The following is a 22,855-nucleotide window of genomic DNA, read 5'->3' as shown; positions in this document are numbered from 1 at the left end:
TATTGCCCGATTGGCTATTTCACACAAGGCCAATCAGGAGACAGGCTTGGGGCATGACATCGACCGTGCACGCGCCCCGGGGCTTAGTCGACCTCGGACCAATCGCCCAACTCCGGGCGGGACGCCTTGGCCGCCGACTGCCGCAACTGCTGATCGGGCTCTGGCTCTACGGCATGTCCCTGGCCTTCATGGTGCGCGCGGGGCTCGGCCTCGCCCCCTGGGATGTCCTCCACTCTGGATTTACGCGCCACGTCCCGATCACGCTCGGGCAGGCGGTGATCGTCTTCAGTTTCCTCGTCCTGCTGCTGTGGATCCCCCTTCGCGAGAAGCCGGGTATCGGCACGATCGCCAACGCCGTCGTGGTCGGGCTCTCGGCCGATGCCACCCTCGCGGTCCTCGACCGCCCCGACTCGCTCTGGCTTCGCGCCCTCTTCCTGGTCGGCGGGGTCGCGGCCAATGGGCTCGCCACTGCTCTTTACATCGGCGCTCAGTTTGGCCGCGGCCCGCGCGACGGCCTGATGACCGGACTTCACCGGCGCACCGGGCTATCCCTGCGGTTGGTGCGCACCATGCTCGAGGTGACCGTGGTGGTCATCGGCCTGCTGCTCGGCGGAGCCTTGGGCGTCGGCACGGTGCTCTACGCACTCGCCATCGGTCCGCTCACTCAGGCCCTCCTCCCCTTCTTCACGGTGGAACTTCGCACCTGACCCGCCGCATCCCTAGCGCGCGTCGGGGGCGGGGCTCCTCCGACCGTAGAAGAGCTCGGAGGTGAGATCGCGCAGGCGCATATCCGGGCGCTCGCCATAGGTCAGCACAGTGTTGAGGCGCGGGGTCTCGCCCTGCACCTCGGTCACGCGATGCAAAGCGTGCTGCCCGCGGAAGAAGGCCAGGGTCCCGGGGGCGCTCGGCAGGGTGCGAAGGGAGGCGGTGTCCTCTTCGTGCAGGACCCGGCGAACCCCTTCGTAGTTCTCCTCCTCCGCCGACCGAAGCCGAGGGACGTAGACGAACTCACCGCCGGCTTCGGGTTGCTGGTACATCAGCGTCATCGAGAACTCGCTGTTGTCGAAGTGCCACCCCAGCTCCTGACCCTCGTGGAAGGCGGTGATCTGCATGGCGTCAAGGGGGTCGGCGCTGCGGTAGAGGACCGTCTTGCCGAGCACCGCTGCGATGAAGCGGGTGAGGTCGTCCGACTCGTACATCCGGCGGACGGGGGCGTCGGCGGGGATGAGGTCGTAGGCGATGCCGTCCTTGGCCGAGCGCACCGTGTGAGCGCGCGGGTGACCCGGGTCGACCTCGGCGTCCACCGGCTCGAAGTAGATCGTGTGCCGCTGATCCGAGCGCCAGGCTCGCGGGATCAGGTCTTCGGCGATCCGGATCATTTCGGTGATCGCCTCGTCCCGAACGAAGCCGGGCAGGGTGCACACCCCCGTCTCCTCGAGCTGGCTGCGGCATGACTCGACGAGGGCCCGCCCTTCGGGGCCGTCGAGGTCGTCGATCGGATAGGTCTCGAGGTCAACGACATCCGCGTAGCCCGCAGCGGTCGCTGGGGCGCTGTGGGCGCTCGAGGTCATGGCGTTCTCCTTGGGTCGTCCGTGATCTTGCCTCTTTCAGGATGGAGCGACCTCGCCATCAGCGCTATTCGTCATCCCGATGGTCTTCATTAACGCCGCTTATAGTCAATGGATGACGCGATCTCGGGCGATCGAACTGCGCCATCTCGTGGCCCTCACGGAGGTCGCGCGGACGGGGTCGTTCAGCGGCGCAGCCGACGCCCTCGGCTATACCCAGTCGGCGATCAGTCAGCAGATCGCGCGGCTCGAGCGAGCGGTCGGGCATCCGTTGATCGAACGGCCGGGCGGCTCACGACCGGTGTCGTTAACGACCGCCGGTCAGCTCCTCTTGGGACATGCCACGGCGATTACTGCACGCCTGGAGAGCATCAACGCCGACCTCAACGCGCTGACCGAAGGGGGCGCCGGCGTCCTGCGCATCGGCTGTTACCAAAGCGTCGGCGTGCGGATCGTTCCGCGGATCCTGCGGACCTTCCAGCAGCAGTGGCCCCAGGTCACGGTCGAGCTCACCGAGGCCGAGGATGACGGTGAACTTCTCACCGCCGTCGAGCGCGGCGACCTCGACCTCACCTTCATCGCCTACCCCTTGCTCCCGGGCCCCTTCGCCCACCGCGAACTGCTCGAAGACCCCTATGTCGTGGTCACCCGCGAGACGGACCCGCTGGGCTCCGACCCTGGGCCCATCCGCCCGGCCGACCTGCTCGGCGTCCCGCTGGTCACCTACGCGAAGATGCGCGAGGTCCACGCCATCGAACACCGGCTCGGCCGCCCGGAACTACGCGACCAGATCGCCTTCCGCTCCAACGACAACGGCACGATCCTCGGATTGGCCGCCGAAGGGGTCGGCGCTGCGGTGGTCTCGTGGCTGTCGGTTGATCGCTCCCGCCCCGGGATGCGCACGCGAGCCCTCGCCGGGGTCCCTCCCCGAATCGTCGGGATCGCCTGGCATCAGGATCGCTACCGCTCGGCGAGCAGCGAGGCCTTCGTCCGCCTCGCCCAGCAGGAGGCGTATGTGGAGCAAGAACTCATCGCCGACACCTTGTCGGCGGCGCCGGGGTCACCGCGCCTCGGTGACTCCGATGGCGGGATCGACGAGCACCTGGCTCGGGAGGACCCGGTGCATGATGTCTGACACGCTGACCACTCCTCGAGTCCTCCCGGATTCCGCGACGACGGCGAGCTGCTCGCCCCCTTCGCGCATCCGGGCCAGCGCCTCGTACACGGGAGTCGACGGGGTGAGCAGGAAGGCGGGTCGCGCCAGAGGCAGTGCCGCATCACCGCTCTCGCTGAGCAAGGTGTCCCGAACATGGATGATCCCGGCGGCCTGACCCTTCGCGGCCACGACGATCCGTAGGTGTCCGCTGCCCGTCGCGGCATCTTGGACATCGCCCACCGTCGCGTCTTCGCCCACCGAGGCGGTGCGCTGACCCTCGGGAACGATGTCGCCGAGGGTCAGCCGTTCGAGGTCGATGACCCGGTCGATCTGGCGATGGAAGTCCGTCGCGAGTGCCCCGGTGGCTGCCGAGTGCTCGACCAATTGCCGGATCGTCGCCGCGTCCTGGCCACCCGCGGCGGCCCGGTCGACGGGGGTCACCCCGCTCGCCGCGACCAGGCGGTTGGCCAGGCGGTTGATGCCGATCAGCAGCGGCCGGACCAGCCAGATGAAGACCCGGCCGGGCGGAGAGACGAGTTTGGCGGCGCGCTCCGGATGCGCGATCGCCCAGGACTTCGGCGCCATTTCCCCGACGACGAGGTGCAAGAAGGTGACGAAGAGGAGCGAGACGATGAAGGAGGCACTGCCCGCGAGCCATCCGGGAGCACCAAGGGCGGTGAAGACCGGGCCGAGCCAACGGTCCATCGCGGGCTTAGTGACCGCACCAAGGGCGAAGGTCGCCGCCGTGATCCCGAGTTGAGCGCCGGCGAGCATGAGGGTGAGCTCGTTCATCCCGCGAAGGGCGGAGCGGGCGGCCGCGGAGGTGGCCGCCTCCGGCTCCAAGCGGTGTCGGCGCGCGCCCAGCAGGGCGAACTCGATGATGACGAAGAAGGCGCTCGCGACGATCAGCGCGATCGTGACGAGGATGACCACGACGGGATGACTCACCGCGCACCCCCTTCGGTCGGCGCTTCGATATCGATCTCGGTCACTGGCGCGATGTCATCGGCCGCGCGGGTCACGAGCTGCACCGCGACCTCGCTCGGGACGTGGCGCTCGACCGCCAGGACCTCGATGTCGAGGCTGCGGCGGACCGGTTCGTCGGAGACCACTTCGGACGGGTCCTCTGGGAGCTCGATCGTCACCATTTGCCCGACGTCCGGAAGCTCACCAGTCTCGGCGATCAGCAGACCCGCGACGGTCTCGTAGTCCCCTTCAGGCAGGCGGTGCCCCAGGGCTCGCTCGGCCTCGTCGAGGTGGACATCGCCGTCCATCCGCCAGGCATCGTCGCCGGTCGCGGTGATCTGCTCGGGCGTCTCGGCGTCGTGTTCGTCGGTGATCTCGCCGACGAGTTCCTCGGCCATGTCCTCCATCGTGAGGACGCCCGCGAAGCCGCCGTACTCATCGACCACGCAGGCGAGTTCTTCGCCCGATTCGTCGAGCTCACCGACCGCGGTCGGCAGCGGCATCAGGGTGGGGACGATCACCGGCTGGCGCATGATCCGCTCCACGGGCGCGGTCGAATCCGCGGCCTCCCGGAGCACGTCACCGAGGTGCACCACCCCGATCGGCTGCCCCTCGTCATCGATCACGGGGTAGCGCGTGTGAGCCTGCGCCATCAGCTGGCGCACCTCCGCGACGGCCATGCTGGCGGGCACGGTGTCCACCCGGCCGCGCGGGATCATCGCGTGTTCGACGTCCTGATCGGGGAAGTCGAGGATCCGATCGAGCAGAAGGGAGAGCTCCTCCGGCAAGTCACCGCTGTCACGCGAATCCGCGACGATCCGCTCGAGATCCTCGGCCGTCGCGCTGGTGTCGAGGTCGTGGACCGGTTCGATGCGCACGAGGCGAAGGAGGAGGTTCGCGGACTTGTCGAAGAAGGAGATCAGCCAGCCAAAGACGGTGAGGTAGATGAGGGTGGAACGCGCCATCCGACGCGCCATCGGTTCGGCGTTCGCGATCGCGAGATTCTTCGGGTAGAGCTCGCCGAAGAGCATCTGCACGATCGTCGCCACGGCGAGCACGCCGACGGTCCCGACGAGGATGCTGACCGACTTCGGCACCCCGGCACCGTCGAGGAGCACCCCGAGCGCCGACCCGACCATGGGTTCGGCGACATACCCGACCAGCAGGCCGGTCACGGTGATCCCGAGCTGCGCGCCCGAGAGCATGAAGGAGGTGCGCTTGGTGACCTTCAGCGCGCGCTCGGCGGCAGCGTCACCCTCCTGCGCGCGCGATGCCAGTCGATTGCGGTCGACCGACATGTACGCGAACTCTTGGGCGACGAAGTACCCGTTGACCGCGATGATCACCAAGATCACGAGGATCCCGCCGAGCAGCATGAGGAGAGCCTCGGTCATGCCGACGCAGCACCCCTCGGATCTCGGGGGCGATCGGTCGCTCTGCTCGCGCTCGTGGTCACCCTCCCAAAGTTAAGCCACGGCTAGCGAAGGGAGCGAGTTCGCCCCCGCCGGTGGGGGCGAACTCACGTCCGCCCACCGCGCGAAGGGGTGAGGGTCACCCCCTTGGACCTATCCGAAGGGGGTAAAGCCCTGTCAGCGTTGGGCTATGGCTGCTCCCCTCCTACGACCTGCTCGCCTCTTCGGCGACACCCTCGCCGCGACCGCCGGGGGCGGGCTCGCCGCCGCCACGGCAGCGATCACCGCGGTCCGCAGCGCCCGCCCCCTTCACCCTCGTGGGGTCGTCGGGCCGTGCACGGTGACCCTCGACGGCAACCCGGCTGCCCCGACGCCGCTGTTGCGCTCGGAGCAGACGCTGACCGGGACCGCGCGGTTCTCCTGGGCCGTCGGCACCGGGCCGACCCGGACCGACATCCACGGGCTGGCGCTGCGCCTCCGCGCCGACGACGACGCGGCCGACTTCCTCTTCGCCACGACCGGGCAAGGGCTGGTCTCGCGCTATCTGCTCGGTGTGCAGCGGCCCGGTCACTTCGGCTTCATGGGCAGTCTGCTGCCGGTGAAGGGGGAGCACGGGGCCGTCCTGTTGGGTGTCGAGCCTGCCCTCGCATCGACGATTAACGGCGACCTCCCACCGACTCGATGGACGCTCTCGGTCACCACCGCGACCGGTCCGTGGATCGCGATCGGCACCGTCGAGTGCGAATGGGGTGACCACGACGACTCCGTGCGTGCTGACCCCCTTCAGCACCACCTGCCCGAGCTCCCGCCGTATCGCTGGGTCACCGCGCTGCGCGAACCGGCGTATTGGATGGCCCGCAAGGTTGGTCCGCGCGCTAAGGCCGAGGCGCCGAGCCAGGTGCGCTCGTAAGGTGGCGAGGGGCTCCGACGAGGGGACCGGGTCGCCGGCGATTTGTCTGCAGATGGCTACAGACCTGCGGGTGAGCCTTGCCAGCGGCACCACACGTGGCACTACGGTGATGCATGGACATGTTGATGGGCGACCAGGTCGCCGCGGCCAAGTTGACGGACTGGCGCCACCTCGCCCAGGGACTCCATGCGCGGTACCTCGTCGAGGACTTCGCTGCTGCGGCACGCTTCGTCGACGCCGCCGGTGCATGCGGAGACGACCTGCATCGCCACCTCAGCCTCACGATCGGCAACGGGTACATCGACCTAAAGGTGGTGAGCCCGGACGCGATCTACCGCGATCACGACGGCATGGAGTACGTCGTCGAATGGGTCACGCAGGCCGACCTCGACATCGCCCGGCGCCTCAGCGACGTAGCCGCCGATCACCACTTGATGCCGGAGCCAGCCGCGGTCAGCACCCTCGAACTCGGGCTCGACACGCGCGAGTCGGGAGCCGTCGCCCCGGTCTGGGCGGCGCTGCTCACCGGCGACGCGAACGCTCAAGGTCGCGGGACGCCGAGCGACGAGATCCGCGACGCCACCGATCGCGTGCCGCACCTGTGGTTCGGCGACCTCGCGGACGACTCCGACGAGCCCCAGCGCTTCCACATCGAGGTGTACGTGCCGCCCGAGGTCGCCGTCGAGCGGGTGAAGGCGGCCCTGCTCGCTGGTGGCACCGTGGTCGATGACAGCCAAGCGCCCTCCCTCGTCGTCATCGCGGACCCCGAAGGCAACAAGGGTGTCCTTTGCACCCGCGCGCCCGCCACCTCCGACGGCTGATCCACCCCGCCGCTGGAGACCGTCCGCTGGTGTAGGCGAGGTGGCGTGGAGCCTTCTTACGGTCCTGACCGTCCAAACACTCCACGCCAACCGCGCGCCGGCTACGGGTCAGGGAGGATCAGCGCTCGAGGGCGCCCTTGCCGGCCATAATCTTGTCCCGCGCGCGGGCGGCTCGATCGGCCCGGGTCTGAGATTTCTTCGCCGACCCGACCTGGAAGGCCCAGCTCTTCTGTCGCCCGGGCGTGAGCGCATCGAAGGCGGCGGACATCTCGGGGTCGGCTGCGAGCGCCTCGATCAACTCCTCGGGCATCTCAATCTCGCGCTCGACCTTCGGCGAGCGAACCCCCTTCTCCGCATACCCCATCGCTTCGCGAAGGTAAGCGCGAATCACCGGCTCGCGCTCGGCGACTTGGCCGAGCGCGGTGAAGCGCAAGGCGTCGGGGTGCTGGCTGTTCGGGCCCTGGCGCTGCAGGACCCCTTCGGGATCGGCGAGCAGGGCGGCGTCGAAGAAGGTGAGCCGGAAGTCGGTGCGGAAGGCCCCCATGATCGCGATATTGCGCCCGGCGTGCATATAAGTGGGGTGCCCCCACTTCGCCTGCTCGCTCAAGCCCTCATCGAGACAGATCGCCCGTAGCGCGATGAGGTCATCGATCCAGAGCCGGGTCGAGCAGTCGGGGGTGTCGAAACGCTCACACCGACCGCAGCCCTTGGTGAAGTAGTCCTCGACATCGGTGATCATCGCCATACGCGATGATAATTCGATCGAGTCGCCTCGCGATCCTCCGTGACCACCTCCGCCACCGCCTGGGAAGGGCGCCGCACCCCGCACCCCACCCACGCGACCTGGCCTGCGAAGGGCGCCCCCGCTCCGCACCCTCAGCACCCCACCCACGCGACCTGGCCTGCGAAGGGCGCCCCGCCCCGCACCCTCAGCACCCCACCCCCGCGACCTGGCCTGCGAAGGGCGCCCCACCCCGCACCCTTTGCACCCCGGCCGGTCAGTCGCGGCGGAGGAAGGCGGCGGTGCTGGCTTCGGGAGAGAGGTCCAGCCGGCGCAACACCTGAGCGTTGAGCGCGACCACGACCGTCGAGGCGGACATCAAGATGGCGCCGACGCTCATCGGCAGCACGAAACCGATCGGCGCGAGGATGCCCGCGGCAAGTGGCACCGCCGCGAGGTTGTACCCGGCGGCCCACCAGAGGTTCTGCTTCATCTTGCGGTAACTCGCGCGAGAGAGCTCGATCACCGACAGCACCGAGCGCGGGTCGTCGCTGGCGAGGATCACTCCAGCGGAGGCGATGGCGACATCCGTGCCCGCGCCGATCGCGATGCCGACATCGGCTTGAGCCAGAGCGGGAGCGTCGTTGACGCCGTCGCCGACCATGGCGACCTTGCGCCCTTCGTGCTGGAGTTCGGACACCCTGGCGGCCTTGTCCTCGGGCCGGACGCCAGCGAAGACCCGGTCGATCCCGAGGTCGGCCGCGACCGTGTCGGCGACCGCTTGGGCATCGCCAGTGATCATGACGACCTGCGCTCCGGCCGAGTGGAGGGCGTCGATCGCCGCGCGAGACTCGGGGCGGATTTCGTCGGCGAGGCGAAGGGCGCCAATCACCTCCCCGTCGCGCAGAACATGCAGGATGATCGCGCCCTCGTCCCGCCAGGTCTTCGCGACAGGCACCTCAGCCGCATCGTGCTGCTCGAGGAGGTAGGGCCCGCCGACTTCGACGCTCGCGCCATCGACGGTGGCCTGGACCCCAACGGCGGGCGAAGAGGTGAAGCCTGCGGCGGCGGGTACGGCCAGGCCTCGGTGGCGGGCCGCGCCCGTGATCGCCCGAGCGAGCGGGTGCTCACTGTCGGACTCGGCTGCCGCAGCGAGCGCGAGGACTTCGTCAGCGTTGCGGTCGCCGACCGGTTCGATCGCGGTGACGGTCGGCTCCCCCTTCGTCAGGGTGCCGGTCTTGTCGAAGAGCACGGTGTCGACGGTGCGCATGGACTCGAGGGCGAGCCGGTCTTTGACGAGCACGCCGGCCCGCGCCGCGCGCTCCGTCGCGATCGAGACGACGAGGGGGATGGCGAGCCCCAGGGCGTGGGGACAAGCGATGACGAGCACGGTGATGGTGCGGACCACAGCGGTCTCCGGGGTGCCGACCAGCGTCCAGACGATCGCGGTGATGACGGCGGCGCCGAGCGCGAACCAGAAGAGCCAGCCCGCCGCACGATCGGCCAGGCGTTGAGCCCGCGAAGAGGACGCCTGGGCGTCGGCGACGAGCTTGCTGATCCCGGCGAGCGCGGTGTCATCCCCGGTGGCGGTCACTTCGACGCGCAGGCCGGAGTCGGTGGCGACGGTGCCGGCCACCACCTGATCCCCCTTCCCGCGACGGACCGTGCGGGATTCGCCGGTCACCATGGACTCATCCATCGCGGCGCTGCCATCGACGATTCGGCCGTCGGCTGGGACCGACGAACCGGGCCGGACGATCACGACATCACCCACGGCCAGGTCGGCGGGGTTGACCGTGACGACCTCGTCGCCGACGACTTTCTCCGCTTCATCGGGCAGGAGCGCCGCGAGCGAGTCCAGCGCGGATGTGGTCTGTGCCAGCGAACGCATCTCGATCCAGTGCCCGAGCAGCATGATCACGACGAGGAGCGCGAGTTCCCACCAGAAGTTCAGCTCGTGGTCGAGAAGGTGGAGCGTGGCGCCCCAGGAGGCGATGAACGCGACCGTGATCGCGAGGCCAATGAGCAGCATCATCCCCGGCTTGCGAGCGCGGATTTCGCTCACGACGCCGGTCAGGAAGGGGCGTCCACCCCAGAAGTACACGACCGTCCCGAGGAGCGGCGAGACCCAACGCACCCACTCAGCGTCGGGCAGCGAGTAGCCGATGAGGTCGGCAAACATGTCGTTGAAGGCGACCACCGGGATCGCCAGGGCGAGCATGATCCAAAACAGCCGACGGAACTGCGCGACGTGATCGCCGTGCCCGCCATTACCTGCGTGGTCACCGTGCCCGGCATGGCCGCCGTGACTTGCGTGGCCACCGTGGTTTGCGTGAGCGGAGTGCTCCGCCTCGCCTGGGTGGTGGTCGTGTCCGCCGTGCGCGTCATGCCCAGCATGTGGGTCATGAGAAGTGGTGGAGTGCTCCGTCGGATGGTGGTGCTCACTGCGCATTCCTTCACGCTAATACCCCCTGGGGGTATTAATCAACCGTCGACGCCCGAGAAGAGGCGCGGCTCACGCGGTCACGATGTCGGCCGATCACGAAGGGCGGGAGGCAGGTCCTCGAGGAGGCGTAGCCACAACTCGCTGGCCGTCGGATAGCTCGGGACCGCGTGGCGCAGCACCTCGGTCGGCACGCCCCCGACGATGGCGATCGTGGCCGCGTGGACGAGTTCGGCGGCGCCGGGCCCGACGAAGGTCGCCCCGAGCACCCGGTGACTCGATGCGTCGACGACGAGCTGAGCGCCGCCCTTCGCGTCGTCTTGAAGCAGCGCGCTCCCCGCCGCCGAGGACCAGGGCGTCGACGCGACGACGACGTCATGCCCTGCCTCCCGCGCCTCGGCCTCGGTGAGGCCCACGGAGCCGACCTGCGGGTCGGTGAAAATCGCCTGCGGCACAGGCACATTCGTGGGCTCATAGGGCTCGGGGTGGCCGAGTGCCCGGGCGGCGATCTGGGCTCCGATGACGCGCGCACGGTACTTGCCCCAGTGGGTCAGAGCGGCTTCGCCGGAGGCGTCGCCGACCGCGAGAAGCCAGTCTGGAAGGTCGCCGTCGAGGACCGACGACTCATCGAGGCCCACGACGTCGAGGCCGAGACCGTCGAGGGCGGGGCAGCGTCCGACGGCGACGAGGATTTCGTCGGCCTCGACCTCTTCGTCACCGAGCGTGACGGTCACCGGTCCGCCGTGGATCTGCCCGATCCCGGTGTCGCGGGCGCCGTCGCGCCGAACCGCAGAGACATCGGTCTTCAGGCGCAGGTCCACGCCCGCGTCACGCAGCGCGGTGGCGACGATCTCGGAGGCGAAGGGTTCGGAGCGTGGGAGCACGCGTTCGTCGCGCACGATCATCGTGACGTGCGAGCCCATCGCTGCGAGCCAGGTCGCTGCTTCGCACGCGACCACACCGCCGCCCACGATGATGAGACGGTCGGGGACTTCGCGGATGCCGGTGGCGTCGCGTGACCCCCACGGCGCGCAATCGGCGTACAGGTCTGGGACGAAAGCCGTTGTGCCCGTGGCGATCACGACCGCGGTGCGAGCCTCAAGGAGTCGGTCTCCCCCTTCGCCGGAGACGCGCACCTGGCGGGGTCCGGCGAAGCTGGCATCACCGCGGATGACCTCGAGACCCGCACCCTTCGCCCACTTCACTTGGCCGGAGTCTTCGTAGTTGGACACCCAGTAGTTACGCCGACTGATCAGGGCATCGACGTCGAGTTTGGCGTCGCTCACCCCCTTCAGATGGTGAGAGGTCGCGGCCACCTCAATCGGGCGGAGCAGAGCCTTGCTGGGCATGCACGCGTAGTACGAACACTCGCCGCCGAAGAGCTCGCGGTCGATCAGGACGGCCGTCAGGTCCGTCCCCTCGGTGGCGTACTGCGCGATGTTCTCGCCGGCCGGTCCGGCGCCGATCACGATCAGATCAAAGACTTCAGGCTCGCTCATGCGGTCACTCCATTGCGACGTCGTGTTGATCGATCCATCGTCGCAGGCCGCCCATCCGAGTCCACCCTGAGCCCGTGTCGAATCTGGTGTGATGGCTCCGACGTTCGGGTGTCGGCCGATCGCCGGTCGACGGCACCGAAGGAGGCCGTAGATGAAGTTCGTGATCTTGATCCACTCCAACCCGCGCCCGTGGGCCCACCCCACGTGTGACCACACGCCGGAGTACCAGGCGCTGCCGCAGGAGAAGCAAGATGAGCTCGGCGCGCACTGGGAGCGGGTCTTCGGCGAGGCCGATGCCAATGGGGAAGTGGTGTACGGCTGTCCCCTGGGGGCGCCGGAGGCAGCCAGAGTGTTCCACTTCGATGAGCAGCCGCTGCCGACCGACGGGCCGTATGCGGAAGGGAAGGAACACCTCGCGGGCTTCTTCCTGATCGACGTTGAGACGCAGGAGCGTGCCGAGCAGATCGCCGCGGCGTTCTCGTGTCCGGGCGACACGGTCGAGTTGCGTCCGGTGATGACGCCGGGCTGCCACTCCTAGGCGCTCATGCCCGAGACTTCACCATCGACCGAGGGTGGCGTGCAGGAGGTGTGGCGGCGCGAAGCCGCGCACGTCCTGGCGGCACTGCTTCGCCGGGGTGACGCGCTGGAGGATTGCGAAGACGCCGCGCAGGAAGCCTGCCTCGCGGCCTCCCTTCAATGGCCGGTCGACGGCGCGCCCAGCAACCCACGCGGTTGGCTGATCAGGGTGGCCTCCCGCCGACTCATCGATGCCCGAAGGGCGGATCAGGCGCGCAACCGCCGCGAAATGAGCGATGCCTACGCTGCCGAAGTGGACCGGCCCACCGCGCCGGCAACCAGCGTCACCGACGCTGACGACTCCCTGCAGTTGTTGGTGCTGTGCTGCCACCCCGCTCTCACCGCCGGGTCGGCGGTCGCCCTCACCTTGCGCGCGGTCGCCGGCCTCTCCACGCGTCAGGTCGCCGACGGGCTGCTCATCCCCGAGTCGAGTGCCGCCCAGCGGATCAGTCGCGCCAAGCGCACGCTGAGGGAGGCCGGCGCATCGTTCGGACCGGTCCCCCTTCGCGACCTGCCACGCCGCCTCCACGCCGTGCGTCACGTGCTACACCTGATCTTCACCGCCGGTTCAACCCTCACGACCGGACCTGAGGTGATCGACGAAGGGCTAACGCGAGAGGCGATCCGACTGACGCGGCGCCTCCATCGCGCGGTCCCAAGGGATGGCGAGACCGCTGGTCTGCTGGCGCTGATGCTCCTCGTCGACGCCAGGTCCTCCAGTCGCATCGTGAAGGGGCGGCTGATACCCCTTCCCGAGCAGAACCGAGTGCTGTGGGACCGGGACGCGATCGACGAAGCCGTCGCGCTGCTCGAGAGATCGTTGCCCGAAGGGAGGGTCGGCACCTTCCAATTGCAGGCAGCCATCGCCGCGGTCCACGCGACAGCGGCGACCTTCGCAGAGACCGATTGGCCGCAGATTCGGGCGCTGTACGACATGTTGGGATCCGTGGCTCCGAGCCCAGCGGTTGACCTTGGGGCTGCGATCGCGGTGAGCGAAGCGGACGGTCCGCGGGCGGGGCTTCGCGCCCTGGAGGACTTGGTGAGGCGACGGCCGCGCGATCACCGCGTGCTCGCGGCGCGCGCCCACCTCCTCGACGCCATCGGGGACCCCGAAGCGGAGGCGTGCTATCGACGAGCGGCTGCGCTCACCGCCTCGATACCGGAGCAGATCTACCTGAACGACCGAGCCGACCACTGTCGCTAACGCCCCCTAAACGATGTGGGCAGGTCGGGGGCGCATTTCAGGTTAGCGGTCGGTGGGGGGGGACTTGCGGCAAGGCCTCACCGCGACCCTCGACGCGGCCGCCGAGGGTCGCCTCGCTGACCCCCTTCAGGTGGTGGGTGGTCGCAGGCGCCGCCGCGCGTCCACGCACATCACGGTCGGCGAACCTGGGGGCTCGCCGACCGTGAGGCTTGTCGAGCGTTTTACTTCGTGGGCATCAGGACGGTGTCGATCACGTGGATGACCCCGTTGCTCGCCATCACATCGGGTTGGGTGACCTTGGCCTTCGCCCCGGTCGCGTCGACGAGCATGACCTCGTCGCCGCCCACTTCGATGGTGAGTTCGGCACCGTTGACGGTCTTGACCTTCTCGCCGTCCATGGTGGCGACGTCCTTGGCGAGAACCTTCCCTTCGACCACGTGGTAGGTGAGGATCGGCTTCAGCTTGTCTTCGGGGGATGCCAGGAGGCTGTCCAGCGTCCCGTCGGGGAGCTTGTCGAAGGCCTCATCCGTGGGTGCGAAGACCGTGAAGGGGCCATCGCCCTTCAGGGTGTCGACCAAGCCGGCCTCGGTCAGGGCGGTAGCGAGGGTCTTGAAGCTGCCCGCGGCCACGGCCGTGTCGACGATGTCCTTCTCTTCGGGCATCGGACTCTGAGACGTCGTGGTTTCGGACGTCATCGGGCTGGTCGTGGTGGTGTCGGTGGCCGCCGAGTCGTCGGAACTCCCGCAGGCGGTTAGGCCGAGAGCGAGGGCAGCGACGGGGGCGATCAGGAGGGAGCGACGCATGGGGCTTCCTTTCGGACGCAAGGACCGGTGGTCCTTCGGCTGATGTGACACCCCTACTTCCTCGTCATGGCCCGATCCGGATGCACCAAGACCTGGATTTCTTTTTCTCGGTGCTGGGAGAGATGACCCCGTCGACCAATTCACACCCTCCCGTGCATCCGTCGGGCAACGCCTGGCAGTAATAGAAGGTGACGGGGGGTCCCCCTCCTCCGCCCCCCATTGAGAGGAACGATCAATGCCGAAGCGCACTCGCGCAGCACCCGGGCGCCCAGCACACGACGGGCCGGTCGATACGATCATGTGGTGACCACCGAAGCGGATCTAGATGTCCGCTCGCTCGCCCGCCGTCTGCGCGATGGCGATCAGGCCGCGTTAGCCGAGGCGTACCGCCGATGGGGGCCGCTCGTGCACTCATTGGCGTTGCGTTCGGTCGGCCACCATCAGGACGCAGAGGACATCACCCAGCAGGTGTTTGTTTCCGCGTGGCGAGGACGCCGCAGCCTCGACCCGGAGCGGGGCACGCTGGCTGGCTGGCTGGTCGGGATCACTCGCAACAGGTGCGCCGATCATTACGCCGCGCGCTCGAGAGTCACCGTCGTCGCCGACCCGGAGGTGACCCGAGCGGACCCACCCGGCGATGGGCCGGAGGATCGGATCATGCTGGCTGGTTTGGTCGAGGGGCTTGACGAGCCGCGCCGCACCATCATCGCCATGGCCTTTTACCAAGACCAGACCCACCAGGCCATCGCAACCGCCTTAGACCTGCCGATCGGCACGGTGAAGTCTCATATCCGACGAGGTCTGCTCCACCTCCGCGCCCACCTCAAGGAGGTGCACGATGATGCATCCTGAGCCCGAAGCTCTCGCGGGGTACGCGCTCGGCGAAAACTCCGAGGAGGAGATCGCACGGCATGTCGGCGAGTGCGCTCAATGCCGCGCCGAGGTTGCCGAGATCGCGGGCATCGCCGCGGCGCTATCGGGTGGGCCCACCTCGTTGACGCCTCCACCAGACCAGGTGTGGACTCGGATCGTCGACAATACCGACACCACTGACCAGCGCGCCGCGTCACTGCCCGAGCGGCCCGCGCACTCCCCCTTCGTCGAGCGTGAGGGCGATACTGGGTCCGGCCCTAACCTCTCCGAAGGGCGGAAGAAGAGGTCGCCGTCGCGCACTCGGCTCGTCCTCCCCTGGGCAGCCGCCGCGGCCGCCGCTGGCCTGCTCATCGGTGGCGGGACCGTCGCCCTCGTCAACCACAACGAGCCGACGACGACGGTGGTCAAGCAGGCGAACCTCGACACCCTGGATACCAACGTGGCGAAGGGAGAGGCCGACCTCGTCCGTACCGGTTCGTCCCTGACCCTGAAGGTCACGACCGAGCCGATGGACGCACCCGATGGCTACCTTGCGGTCTGGCTCATCAACAAGGATCAGCAGCGAATGGTCTCGATCGGTGTGCTGCCACCGGGCGCGACGGAGCAGACCTTCGAGGTCTCTCAAACACTGATTGACGCCGGATATGTGATCGTCGACATCTCCGACGAACCCTTCGATGACAACCCGGCCCACTCGGGCAAGACCCTTGCGCGTGGGGTGCTGGCCTGACCCGGCGGAGGCGTCGATCGCTCGTCCCTGCCGGTCGTTCGAGCCCCTCCTTCACAACGGGGTGGTGCGCGGAGTCCGCATGCTCTCGGCTACTACCAATCCCTCGGCTTCGTCCCCTACCGTCACCTCGACGGGGTGATCGCCCACCGCTATGACCTCGAAGGGGGCGGCGCTGCTCCGGCGAGCTCACCGAGCCTGCGTTAAGGAGAGCGCCGCGAGTGGCAGAGGACTACCCTCGAACGTTATGCGGACGGCCGCAGAGCTCGAAGCCTCGCAGAGGCTGCGATTTTGCACCTCGAGCGACGGCGTGCGGATCGCCTACGCCGTCCACGGCGAGGGCCCTCCGGTCCTGCTCGACGCCTGTTGGCTGAGCCATCTGGAGTTCGACTGGCGCAGCCCCGTGTGGCGTCATTACCTCGTCGAACTCGGCCGGGTGGCGACGGTGATCCGTTTCGATGAGCGGGGGCATGGGCTCTCTGATCGAGACGTCACCGACTTCAGTCTCGATCGCCGGGTTGACGATCTCGCGGCCGTGGCCCAGGCCGCGGGATTGGACCAGTTCGCCCTGATCGCCATGGCTCAGGGCGGGCCGGTGTCGTTGCGGTACATCCACGACCATCCCGGTCGGGTGACGAGGTTCGTGTGTGCCAGTACCTACGCCGCGCCAGGGATGCACGTCACCGACGATGACCGCGACCTCGAGGACGCCTTCCAGGCCCTGATCCGCGCGGGGTGGGACCGCAAGGACCCCACCTTCCGCCGGGTCTTTACTACGATGCTGATCCCCGACGCGACCGAGGAGCAGATGGCGTGGGTCGACGATCTGCACCAGCGCGCGGTGACGGCGCGGACGGCGTCGGCGTCCCGAGTCGAGCGGGGCAAGGCCGACTCGCGTGACCTCTTGCCCCTGATCGACGTCCCGACGCTGGTCATCCATTCGCGGCATGAGCGGATGAACTCCTTCGAGCACGCGCGGACCCTCGCCTCCGAGATCCCCGGGGCGCGCCTGATCCCGCTGGAGAGCAATAACCACATCCTCTTGGAGCATGAGCCCGCCTGGCAGGTCTTCATCCGCGAGGTGACGGCCTTCCTGCGCGAAGGAGCGAGCGAGGCCGTCGTCTCCGAAGGGGGTCTGCCTGACCTCTCCGCACGCGAAGTCGATGTCCTGCGCCTTGCCGCACAGGGGCTCGACAACGCGCACATCGCCGCTGATCTCCATCTGAGCGTGCGCACCGTCGAGCGACATCTGCAGCGGATCTACGCCAAGCTGGGGCTCTCCGGACCCGCCGCGCGCGCTGGCGCCGTGGCGATCTTGCTGCGTGACGATTCCGGTACGCGTCGACCGACACCGATCCCCTGACCAGGTCGGCGGATTGGGTGACGGCACGCTAGCGCCACCCCCGTGCTCGCCCCTACCGTCGAATCGACGGCGGGTCATCGCCCGCCGCGGACAGGGAGGTTTCTCATGGGCAAGGCAGCAATCAGCCTCACCACCGGGCTCGAGGATGCGGAGCGGGTCACCGTCGCCTTCCTCGTCGCCGTCGGCGCCGCGGAGTCCGGCCGCCCGACGATGATGTTCCTGACGAAGGAGGCGGTGCGCCTCGCGGTGCCCGGCGTCGCGCGGGCGGTGGCCTGCAACGGTTGCCCTCCCCTCGAGGAACTCCTCCAGCGCTACGCCGCCGCCGGCGGAGAAATGCTCGCGTGCAGCATCTGCGTCGACGCGAAGGAGATCGACGCCACCAAGCTCATCGACAACGCGACGAAGGGTGGCTCGGTCCAGCTCTGGGAGTGGATCGGCGACGAGGGCGCGACCACCTTCAGTTACTAGGGACGCGGCGACATGTATATCTCGGCGGTGCCGGAGCCCGACCAGGCTGAGGCCTTCGGGCGCTATGTCGAAGGCCAGCGTGCGGCGTGGGGGTTCGTGCCCGACTACGCCGGATGTTTCGCGCCGCGCCCTCGCGTCGCGGATGCGTGGTTGGAACTCGCCAAGACGATCCGCGAACCCATGGATCGACGCCGGTTCGAGTTGGTCACGATCGCAGCGGCTCGCGCGCGCCGGTCGACCTACTGCGCGGTGGCGCACTCGAAGTTCCTTCGCGATGTCTGCGACGACCAGCCGACCCTTGACGCGCTGCTTGAGGATCCGACCGGCGAGACCCTGAGCGAAGAGGATGCGGCGGTGTACCGCTTCGCGAGCCAGATCGCCCGCGATCCAGCGTCGATCGTGAAAGGGGACATCGACGCCTTGCGCGCGGTCGGCCTCGACGACGCCGCGATCGCCGACATCGCGTACACCGTCGGTCTTCGCCTCTTCTTCACGACCGTGCTCGACAGCCTGGGCGCGCACCTCGACGCCGCCACCGCAGCGGAGTTCGCCCCGGCAGCGCTGGGCGTGCTCACCGTCGGCCGGAAGCCGGGTCCAGGCTGACCCGATGCCGACGGCGCACCATCCCGAGTGGCTGTCTGACGAAGGGGGTCACGGGGTCCGGAGGTCGGACCACTGGGCGACCTCGGCTTGCCCGACGTCATTGCGACCGGTAGCGACCACCGACCCGTCCCGACGGAGGCCGAGCGTGTGTTGCGCCCCGGCGGCGATCGCGACGACACCGGTCCAGGTATCCACGTCGCACTGGCCGTCGTCGTTGTTCCCAGTGGCTAGCACGCGGCCGCTCGACGTGAGCCCCACCGTGTGGAGGCTCCCGGCCGCTACCGACACAACGTCTCGCCACTGATCTATGCGCAAGGCTCCGGTCGCCTCAGCCCCCGTCGCCACTACCCTCCCTTCACGGGTCACCGCGACCGTATGGAGATAGCCCGCTGAGATGGCGCGCAAGTCCTTCCACTCCTGCACATCGCACTGGCCGCACTGGTTACTGCCCGCCGCAACCGCGGTGCCGTCGGCGCGCAGCCCGACCGAGTGCCAATCGCCGCACGAGACGGCGACGACATCGCGCCACGAGGAGACCTCGCAGGCCCCTTCACCGCGACGTCCAGCCGCGATGACCGTCCCGTCACCTAGCACCCCGAGGGTGCGCCGCCAGCCCGCCGCAATCGCGACGACCCCGGCCCAGGTCTGGACGTCGCACTGACCGTCGCCATTCCACCCGGTGGCGCGGACCTGCCCTCCACGGAGTAGGGCGACACTGTGGGACTGGCCGGTGTTCTTCGCTGGGTGAACGTTGCCTGCGGCGACCGAGATCGCGTCGGTCCAGTGACCGACGGCGAGTTCGCCAGCTCCGCCATGTCCGGTTGCCACGACCGTTCCGTTGCGCCGCAGACCAATTGAATGGCGACGCCCAGCATCGACGATGATCAGAACCGGGGCGTCGTCCACTTCTCCTCCTCAGGTCGGGCCAGCGCGACCGTGTATCTCGCACGATGCCACCCGGTCCACCGCGGGAGGCTCATCCGCCGTCCCGTCTGCGCGGGTCGACGAGTTGCTGCCGATCGTCGGATCCAACTCTGATGAGATAGGCCGATGGCTCTCTCGGAGCACTTCCGACGACACTTCGGTCCCCGCGACCATCTGTACGGCGTCCTCTTCCAGGCAATGGCCGACGACCTCGACGCCGGCGGCATCGTCGCGTCGATTTGCCGCAACCACCTCGACGCCCCGCGCAGCGGCGCGGTCCAACTCCGGCTTCTCGCAGGGGTCTTCCGCGTGGTCTTGCGTGGCGACGCGCCCCAGCTCGAGCGCTTCTATCCGGCGCTTGGCGGTACCGCCGACGCCAGCGAGTGCTGGCCGGTGATGCGGGACGTGCTGACCGAGCACGAGGACGAGTTGCGCCGGGCCCTGGACCTACCGCCTCAAACCAATGAACCCGGCCGAGCAGCCTGCCTCGCCGTCGGGCTGTTTCACGCCGTGCGGAGGAGCGAGTTGAGGCAGATACGGCTCCTTGAAATCGGCGCTTCCGGTGGCCTCAACCTGCACGTCGACCGTTACCGGATCATCGGCCCGGGCTGGTCGTGGGGCGACGCGCAGAGCCCCCTTCTCCTCGACACCCGGGCCGCGAACGCCCGCCCCGAAACGCTTCAGATCGTGGCTCGCCGCGGATGCGACCTCCAGCCCGTCGACGCGTCCTCCCCCGACGGCGCGCGGTACCTCACCTCGTTCGTCTGGCCCTTCGACCTCGACCGACACGCTCGGCTGGAGGCAGCACTGCGCGTCGCCGCAATCCATCCCGTGCGGGTCGACCGCGCGAGCGCCAGCCAGTGGCTCCAACGTCACCTTGCCGAACCCATGCCGCCCGAGGTGCTTACCGTCGTGTGGCAATCGATCACCCGCCAGTACTGGCGCCCCCTTCCGAAGCAACCGCAGTCGACGACGTCGTTGGGGCGGCCCGCGCCAGGATGCCGATCGCCCACATCACGATGGAAGGGGTCCCACCTGCGGATGGCGGGGACGGGTACACGATCGCTCACCACGGACCGCAGCTCACCGTCGACGGACATGTGGTCGCGCGCAGCCATCACCATGGCCCGCCGATCGAGCTGGTCTGATCCAAAACGTCTTAGCGGCATGCCAGTCCTCTTCCGGAAGGGCACGAGTATGTCCGTCTCGCAACACCCCTCGCTGGCCGCGCGCTGCTAGCGTCGTCAAGACGAACATCCGCCGCGATGCGATGGAGGAAGTCTGATGAGTGATACCCCACCGGATGATCTGTCCCCTGACGACAAGGCGCGCCTCGAGGCATCTCGCCTCGCCGAGGCCGACTCTCTCGAGCAGGAGTCGATCGAGCACGCCGAACACCTCGAGGAGTCCGGAGTTCCAAGGACTCACGGTGACGATGTCGATGGACTCCCTTCTGAGGAGAACGCCGCACTCGACGACCAATTGCTCCGCGACGCACGCACCCCTCCGCCGGAGACGGATGCCGGAGCGCTGGCCGATGACGAAGGGTGGTCCGCCGCAACGGATAGTTGAGGCGGGGAGTGCCAGACGAGGACCCACCAGGTCGCGGGAAAGTCGGAGGAGTTCGTCGACCGCGATCTCAGCGGCGCTCGATCTGTGCGGAACCGGCCTCTCTGATGCGGTGATGCGCGCTGTTTGTGTCGCCGGTGCAGACATCGACGCACTTCCAGCGACTCAGCGAGCGCTGTCGCGAGATCGTCGCGGCCCACGACACAGGCACGCTTCGCTACGCATCTACTTCAACGAAGACAGCACACAAGCCCTTCCCGCATGGGCTCCGGACGTCCTCGGCAAGGGGAGTGAAGGAGACCGCGCGTCCGAGGGACCTACCGACTCCCGACCTGAAAGTGAGGGTTCTGCCTCGATGCCTGACTGCTTGAAGGGGACACTCACCTTGCGGGTCAGGCAGGGGTCCCGACCCTCAACAATCCCCGTCACTCGCGCTCTAACCTGCTGTAGTGCGAGTTTCGGGAGGCCGTGACCCGATGAGCGACAGCACCGAGAGTGCTGTCGTGCTCCAGCCCCCCTTCACCGGCCCCTGCCTGGTGCAGAACAGCCCAGCAAATCGGGTGCCGAGCCACGGGACGGAGCGGTTCGCGACTGCATACTCGATCGACCTCGTGCCCGTGGACCAAACCGGGCGGACCGCGCCCGTCACGCTGCGCACCATCCTTCGGCCCGAACCACTGGAGCGGTTCCCGGGTTTCGGTATGCCCGTACTCGCGCCCGTGTCCGGGACCGTCGTCGCGGTGCACGGAAGTGATCACGACCACGATGCCTACCGCGGGGTCCCTTCCGTTGGCTACGCGTTGGGCCAGCGGCGTCGGGTACAACGCGGGTGGCCCGGACTCGCTGGCAACCATGTGGTCATCCAGACCGCCCCCAGGGTGTACGTCGCCCTCGCACACCTCCGTTGCGGGTCGTTGACGGTTGCCATCGATGGCCGGATCGAGGCGGGCCATCCACTGGGCCAGTGCGGAAACTCGGGCAATAGCACCGAACCGCATCTGCACCTGCAGGCTATGGACGGTCCAGACCCGCAGCGGGCTCGGCCGCTGCCAATTACCTTCGACGGCGGCCTCCCACGCAACGGCCAGGTGTGGCGGGGATGGGTGCACTAGCCACCCGCCCACGATGGCCTTGCGGTCGCCGGCATCTGAGGTCAAGCCGAGCTCACCACTCAAACCGCGACTTGCCCAACGACAACGCCTCAATGCCCCGCTCACACACGTTCGGTTCCGAGGCGCCATGCACAGCGGCAGTGACGGCAACTAATAGTCACGCTCTGGCCCTCACCCCTCTGTTATCTTGATATCAAGAGAAGGGCGGGACGATGGCGATCACTGGACTGGACCACGTTCAGGTAGCGATTCCGCGCGGTGGCGAGGACCTGGCGCGAGGCTTCTACGGCGAGCTGCTGGGCATGAGGGAGGTCGCCAAGCCCTCGGCGCTGGCGGTCCGCGGAGGATGCTGGTTCGAATCCGGGACTGCGGTGCTTCACCTTGGGGTCGAGGACCCTTTCGCTCCGGCACAGAAGGCCCACCCGGCATTCCTGGTTTCTGATCTAGATGACCTTCACGAGCGACTTGCTGCCGAGGGGCACAACTGCGTACGAGGCGATGGCGAGATTCCGGGGGTTCGCCGGTTCCACACCTTCGACCCCTTCGGCAACCGCATCGTTCCAGCAGGGTTGAGATCGACGAGTCGACCTGCGCGCCATGAGGAGCTGCTAGCGGCAGGATCGCGAGGGTGCACACCGCGCTAAAGGGTCTCCGCATGGCTCCGAACCCATCATCCCTCGCCGGCGACGCCGCAAGAATCCGGATCGGTACACGTTGACCTTAAACCCGCCATCGCGTCACGCGATCCGATGATTGGCGCGGGACAAACCACCACTCATCGGCATGAGCGCGAGTGCCGGAGGCGCCGGAGCCGCTCCGACAGAGACGCCTCCCACGCTGCTACCGCAGCTGGGCACGAGGTGTCCTCGGGGCCGTAACTGGATAGGGCGACTGTCGATGTGCAGCGCAAATTGCGCGACACCACGCAGGGCATCTTGGACGAACCCACCTCTGCCATGCGGCCGTGCAAACACGCGCACACACCGGTAGATGAGGACTTCCCACCACTACATGCCTACGGGGCAGGTCGCCCTCTCACACTGAGGCCGACTGTCAACCGAACGTAGGTGGCCTGTCGTGGAGAACTCGCATCGTTCCCTCGCGCTGGCTCTGGCCGCCGGGCTTCTTAGTGGTGGC

23 protein-coding genes are annotated in these 22,855 nt (G+C 68.1%); 15 read left to right on the top strand and 8 right to left on the bottom strand.

The features are described from left to right. The first annotated feature begins 53 nt into the window (after window positions 1–53). Complete coding sequence (locus AB8K43_RS03750) at window positions 54–707, top strand: YitT family protein (RefSeq protein WP_370891636.1); 654 nt, start codon at window positions 54–56, stop codon at window positions 705–707. A gap of 12 nt (window positions 708–719) precedes the next feature. Here AB8K43_RS03750 and AB8K43_RS03745 read toward each other — a convergent pair whose 3' ends face one another. Further along, entirely contained in the window at window positions 720–1,571 is an 852-nt protein-coding gene (locus tag AB8K43_RS03745) for a hypothetical protein (RefSeq protein ID WP_370891634.1), read from the bottom strand. A gap of 112 nt (window positions 1,572–1,683) precedes the next feature. Here AB8K43_RS03745 and AB8K43_RS03740 point away from each other — a divergent pair, with 112 nt between their 5' ends. After that, window positions 1,684–2,703, top strand: coding sequence for a LysR family transcriptional regulator (locus AB8K43_RS03740; protein WP_370891632.1), 1,020 nt, complete (start codon window positions 1,684–1,686; stop codon window positions 2,701–2,703). On the opposite strand, the gene AB8K43_RS03735 is transcribed toward AB8K43_RS03740, so the two are convergent. Both AB8K43_RS03735 and AB8K43_RS03730 read right to left on the bottom strand, forming a co-directional pair. Beyond that, window positions 2,629–3,672: a CNNM domain-containing protein gene (locus AB8K43_RS03735; RefSeq protein ID WP_370891630.1), complete on the bottom strand. Its 1,044-nt coding sequence runs from the start codon at window positions 3,670–3,672 to the stop codon at window positions 2,629–2,631. The two genes, AB8K43_RS03740 and AB8K43_RS03735, sit on opposite strands and share 75 nt — an antisense overlap. Next, window positions 3,669–5,084, bottom strand: a complete 1,416-nt coding sequence (locus tag AB8K43_RS03730; protein ID WP_370891628.1) for a hemolysin family protein — start codon at window positions 5,082–5,084, stop codon at window positions 3,669–3,671. The genes AB8K43_RS03735 and AB8K43_RS03730 overlap by 4 nt, the downstream gene beginning before the upstream one ends. 208 nt (window positions 5,085–5,292) lie before the next feature. Between AB8K43_RS03730 and AB8K43_RS03725 the strand changes: the two genes are divergently transcribed. After that, a complete protein-coding gene (locus AB8K43_RS03725; RefSeq protein ID WP_370891626.1) occupies window positions 5,293–6,012 on the top strand; it encodes a hypothetical protein in 720 nt (239 codons plus the stop codon). Window positions 6,013–6,125: 113 nt separating this feature from the next. After that, window positions 6,126–6,833 carry a VOC family protein gene (locus AB8K43_RS03720; protein ID WP_370891624.1) on the top strand — a complete coding sequence of 236 codons (708 nt, stop codon included), beginning with the start codon at window positions 6,126–6,128 and terminating at the stop codon, window positions 6,831–6,833. Between the two features lie 118 nt (window positions 6,834–6,951). Here AB8K43_RS03720 and AB8K43_RS03715 read toward each other — a convergent pair whose 3' ends face one another. The 3 genes from AB8K43_RS03715 to AB8K43_RS03705 all read right to left on the bottom strand — a co-directional run bounded on the left by AB8K43_RS03715 (window position 6,952) and on the right by AB8K43_RS03705 (window position 11,496). Next, entirely contained in the window at window positions 6,952–7,578 is a 627-nt protein-coding gene (locus AB8K43_RS03715; RefSeq protein WP_370891622.1) for a YdeI family protein, read from the bottom strand. Between the two features lie 253 nt (window positions 7,579–7,831). Then, window positions 7,832–10,006 carry a heavy metal translocating P-type ATPase gene (locus tag AB8K43_RS03710; protein WP_370891620.1) on the bottom strand — a complete coding sequence of 725 codons (2,175 nt, stop codon included), beginning with the start codon at window positions 10,004–10,006 and terminating at the stop codon, window positions 7,832–7,834. 71 nt (window positions 10,007–10,077) lie between these two features. Next, the gene (locus AB8K43_RS03705; RefSeq protein ID WP_370891618.1) at window positions 10,078–11,496 is read right to left on the bottom strand and encodes an NAD(P)/FAD-dependent oxidoreductase; all 1,419 of its coding nucleotides are present in this window, start codon (window positions 11,494–11,496) and stop codon (window positions 10,078–10,080) included. Between the two features lie 151 nt (window positions 11,497–11,647). Between AB8K43_RS03705 and AB8K43_RS03700 the strand changes: the two genes are divergently transcribed. Beyond that, a complete protein-coding gene (locus tag AB8K43_RS03700) occupies window positions 11,648–12,034 on the top strand; it encodes a YciI family protein (protein ID WP_370891616.1) in 387 nt (128 codons plus the stop codon). A 6-nt stretch (window positions 12,035–12,040) separates the two neighbouring features. Then, window positions 12,041–13,276, top strand: coding sequence for an RNA polymerase sigma factor (locus tag AB8K43_RS03695; protein ID WP_370891614.1), 1,236 nt, complete (start codon window positions 12,041–12,043; stop codon window positions 13,274–13,276). Between the two features lie 221 nt (window positions 13,277–13,497). Here the strand turns inward: AB8K43_RS03695 and AB8K43_RS03690 are convergent, their stop codons facing one another. Next, window positions 13,498–14,079, bottom strand: a complete 582-nt coding sequence (locus AB8K43_RS03690; RefSeq protein ID WP_370891612.1) for a fasciclin domain-containing protein — start codon at window positions 14,077–14,079, stop codon at window positions 13,498–13,500. Between the two features lie 303 nt (window positions 14,080–14,382). Between AB8K43_RS03690 and AB8K43_RS03685 the strand changes: the two genes are divergently transcribed. The 5 genes from AB8K43_RS03685 (at window position 14,383) to AB8K43_RS03665 (ending at window position 18,113) form a co-directional block, all read left to right on the top strand. Further along, the gene (locus AB8K43_RS03685) at window positions 14,383–14,931 is read left to right on the top strand and encodes an RNA polymerase sigma factor (RefSeq protein WP_370891610.1); all 549 of its coding nucleotides are present in this window, start codon (window positions 14,383–14,385) and stop codon (window positions 14,929–14,931) included. Then, on the top strand, window positions 14,918–15,682 hold the full coding sequence (locus AB8K43_RS03680) for an anti-sigma factor domain-containing protein (RefSeq protein WP_370891608.1): 765 nt from the start codon (window positions 14,918–14,920) through the stop codon (window positions 15,680–15,682). Before AB8K43_RS03685 ends, AB8K43_RS03680 begins: the two co-directional genes overlap by 14 nt. Window positions 15,683–15,926: 244 nt before the next feature. Then, window positions 15,927–17,042, top strand: coding sequence for an alpha/beta fold hydrolase (locus AB8K43_RS03675; RefSeq protein WP_370891606.1), 1,116 nt, complete (start codon window positions 15,927–15,929; stop codon window positions 17,040–17,042). Between the two features lie 105 nt (window positions 17,043–17,147). Beyond that, complete coding sequence (locus AB8K43_RS03670; RefSeq protein ID WP_370891604.1) at window positions 17,148–17,510, top strand: DsrE family protein; 363 nt, start codon at window positions 17,148–17,150, stop codon at window positions 17,508–17,510. 12 nt (window positions 17,511–17,522) lie between these two features. Beyond that, window positions 17,523–18,113 (top strand): carboxymuconolactone decarboxylase family protein, encoded by a 591-nt coding sequence (locus AB8K43_RS03665; RefSeq protein ID WP_370891602.1) that lies wholly within the window; start codon window positions 17,523–17,525, stop codon window positions 18,111–18,113. Between the two features lie 48 nt (window positions 18,114–18,161). Here the strand turns inward: AB8K43_RS03665 and AB8K43_RS03660 are convergent, their stop codons facing one another. Next, window positions 18,162–19,019 carry an RCC1 domain-containing protein gene (locus AB8K43_RS03660; protein WP_370891600.1) on the bottom strand — a complete coding sequence of 286 codons (858 nt, stop codon included), beginning with the start codon at window positions 19,017–19,019 and terminating at the stop codon, window positions 18,162–18,164. 144 nt (window positions 19,020–19,163) lie between these two features. Between AB8K43_RS03660 and AB8K43_RS03655 the strand changes: the two genes are divergently transcribed. From AB8K43_RS03655 to AB8K43_RS03640, 4 genes are all read left to right on the top strand, one after another. Next, window positions 19,164–20,276 (top strand): DUF2332 domain-containing protein, encoded by a 1,113-nt coding sequence (locus AB8K43_RS03655; protein WP_370891598.1) that lies wholly within the window; start codon window positions 19,164–19,166, stop codon window positions 20,274–20,276. 45 nt (window positions 20,277–20,321) lie between these two features. Then, complete coding sequence (locus AB8K43_RS03650) at window positions 20,322–20,609, top strand: hypothetical protein (RefSeq protein WP_370891596.1); 288 nt, start codon at window positions 20,322–20,324, stop codon at window positions 20,607–20,609. Window positions 20,610–21,082: 473 nt separating this feature from the next. Beyond that, window positions 21,083–21,718, top strand: coding sequence for a M23 family metallopeptidase (locus tag AB8K43_RS03645; protein WP_370891594.1), 636 nt, complete (start codon window positions 21,083–21,085; stop codon window positions 21,716–21,718). Window positions 21,719–21,930: 212 nt separating this feature from the next. Beyond that, window positions 21,931–22,362, top strand: a complete 432-nt coding sequence (locus AB8K43_RS03640) for a VOC family protein (RefSeq protein WP_370891592.1) — start codon at window positions 21,931–21,933, stop codon at window positions 22,360–22,362. Window positions 22,363–22,855 lie beyond the last annotated feature (493 nt).

Source organism: Janibacter sp. GXQ6167 (genome assembly GCF_041365945.1).
In the GTDB taxonomy this organism is placed as follows: domain Bacteria; phylum Actinomycetota; class Actinomycetes; order Actinomycetales; family Dermatophilaceae; genus JBGFSK01.
Note: the sequence above shows the minus strand (reverse complement) of the source record. Positions and strands in the feature narration are given on the sequence as shown.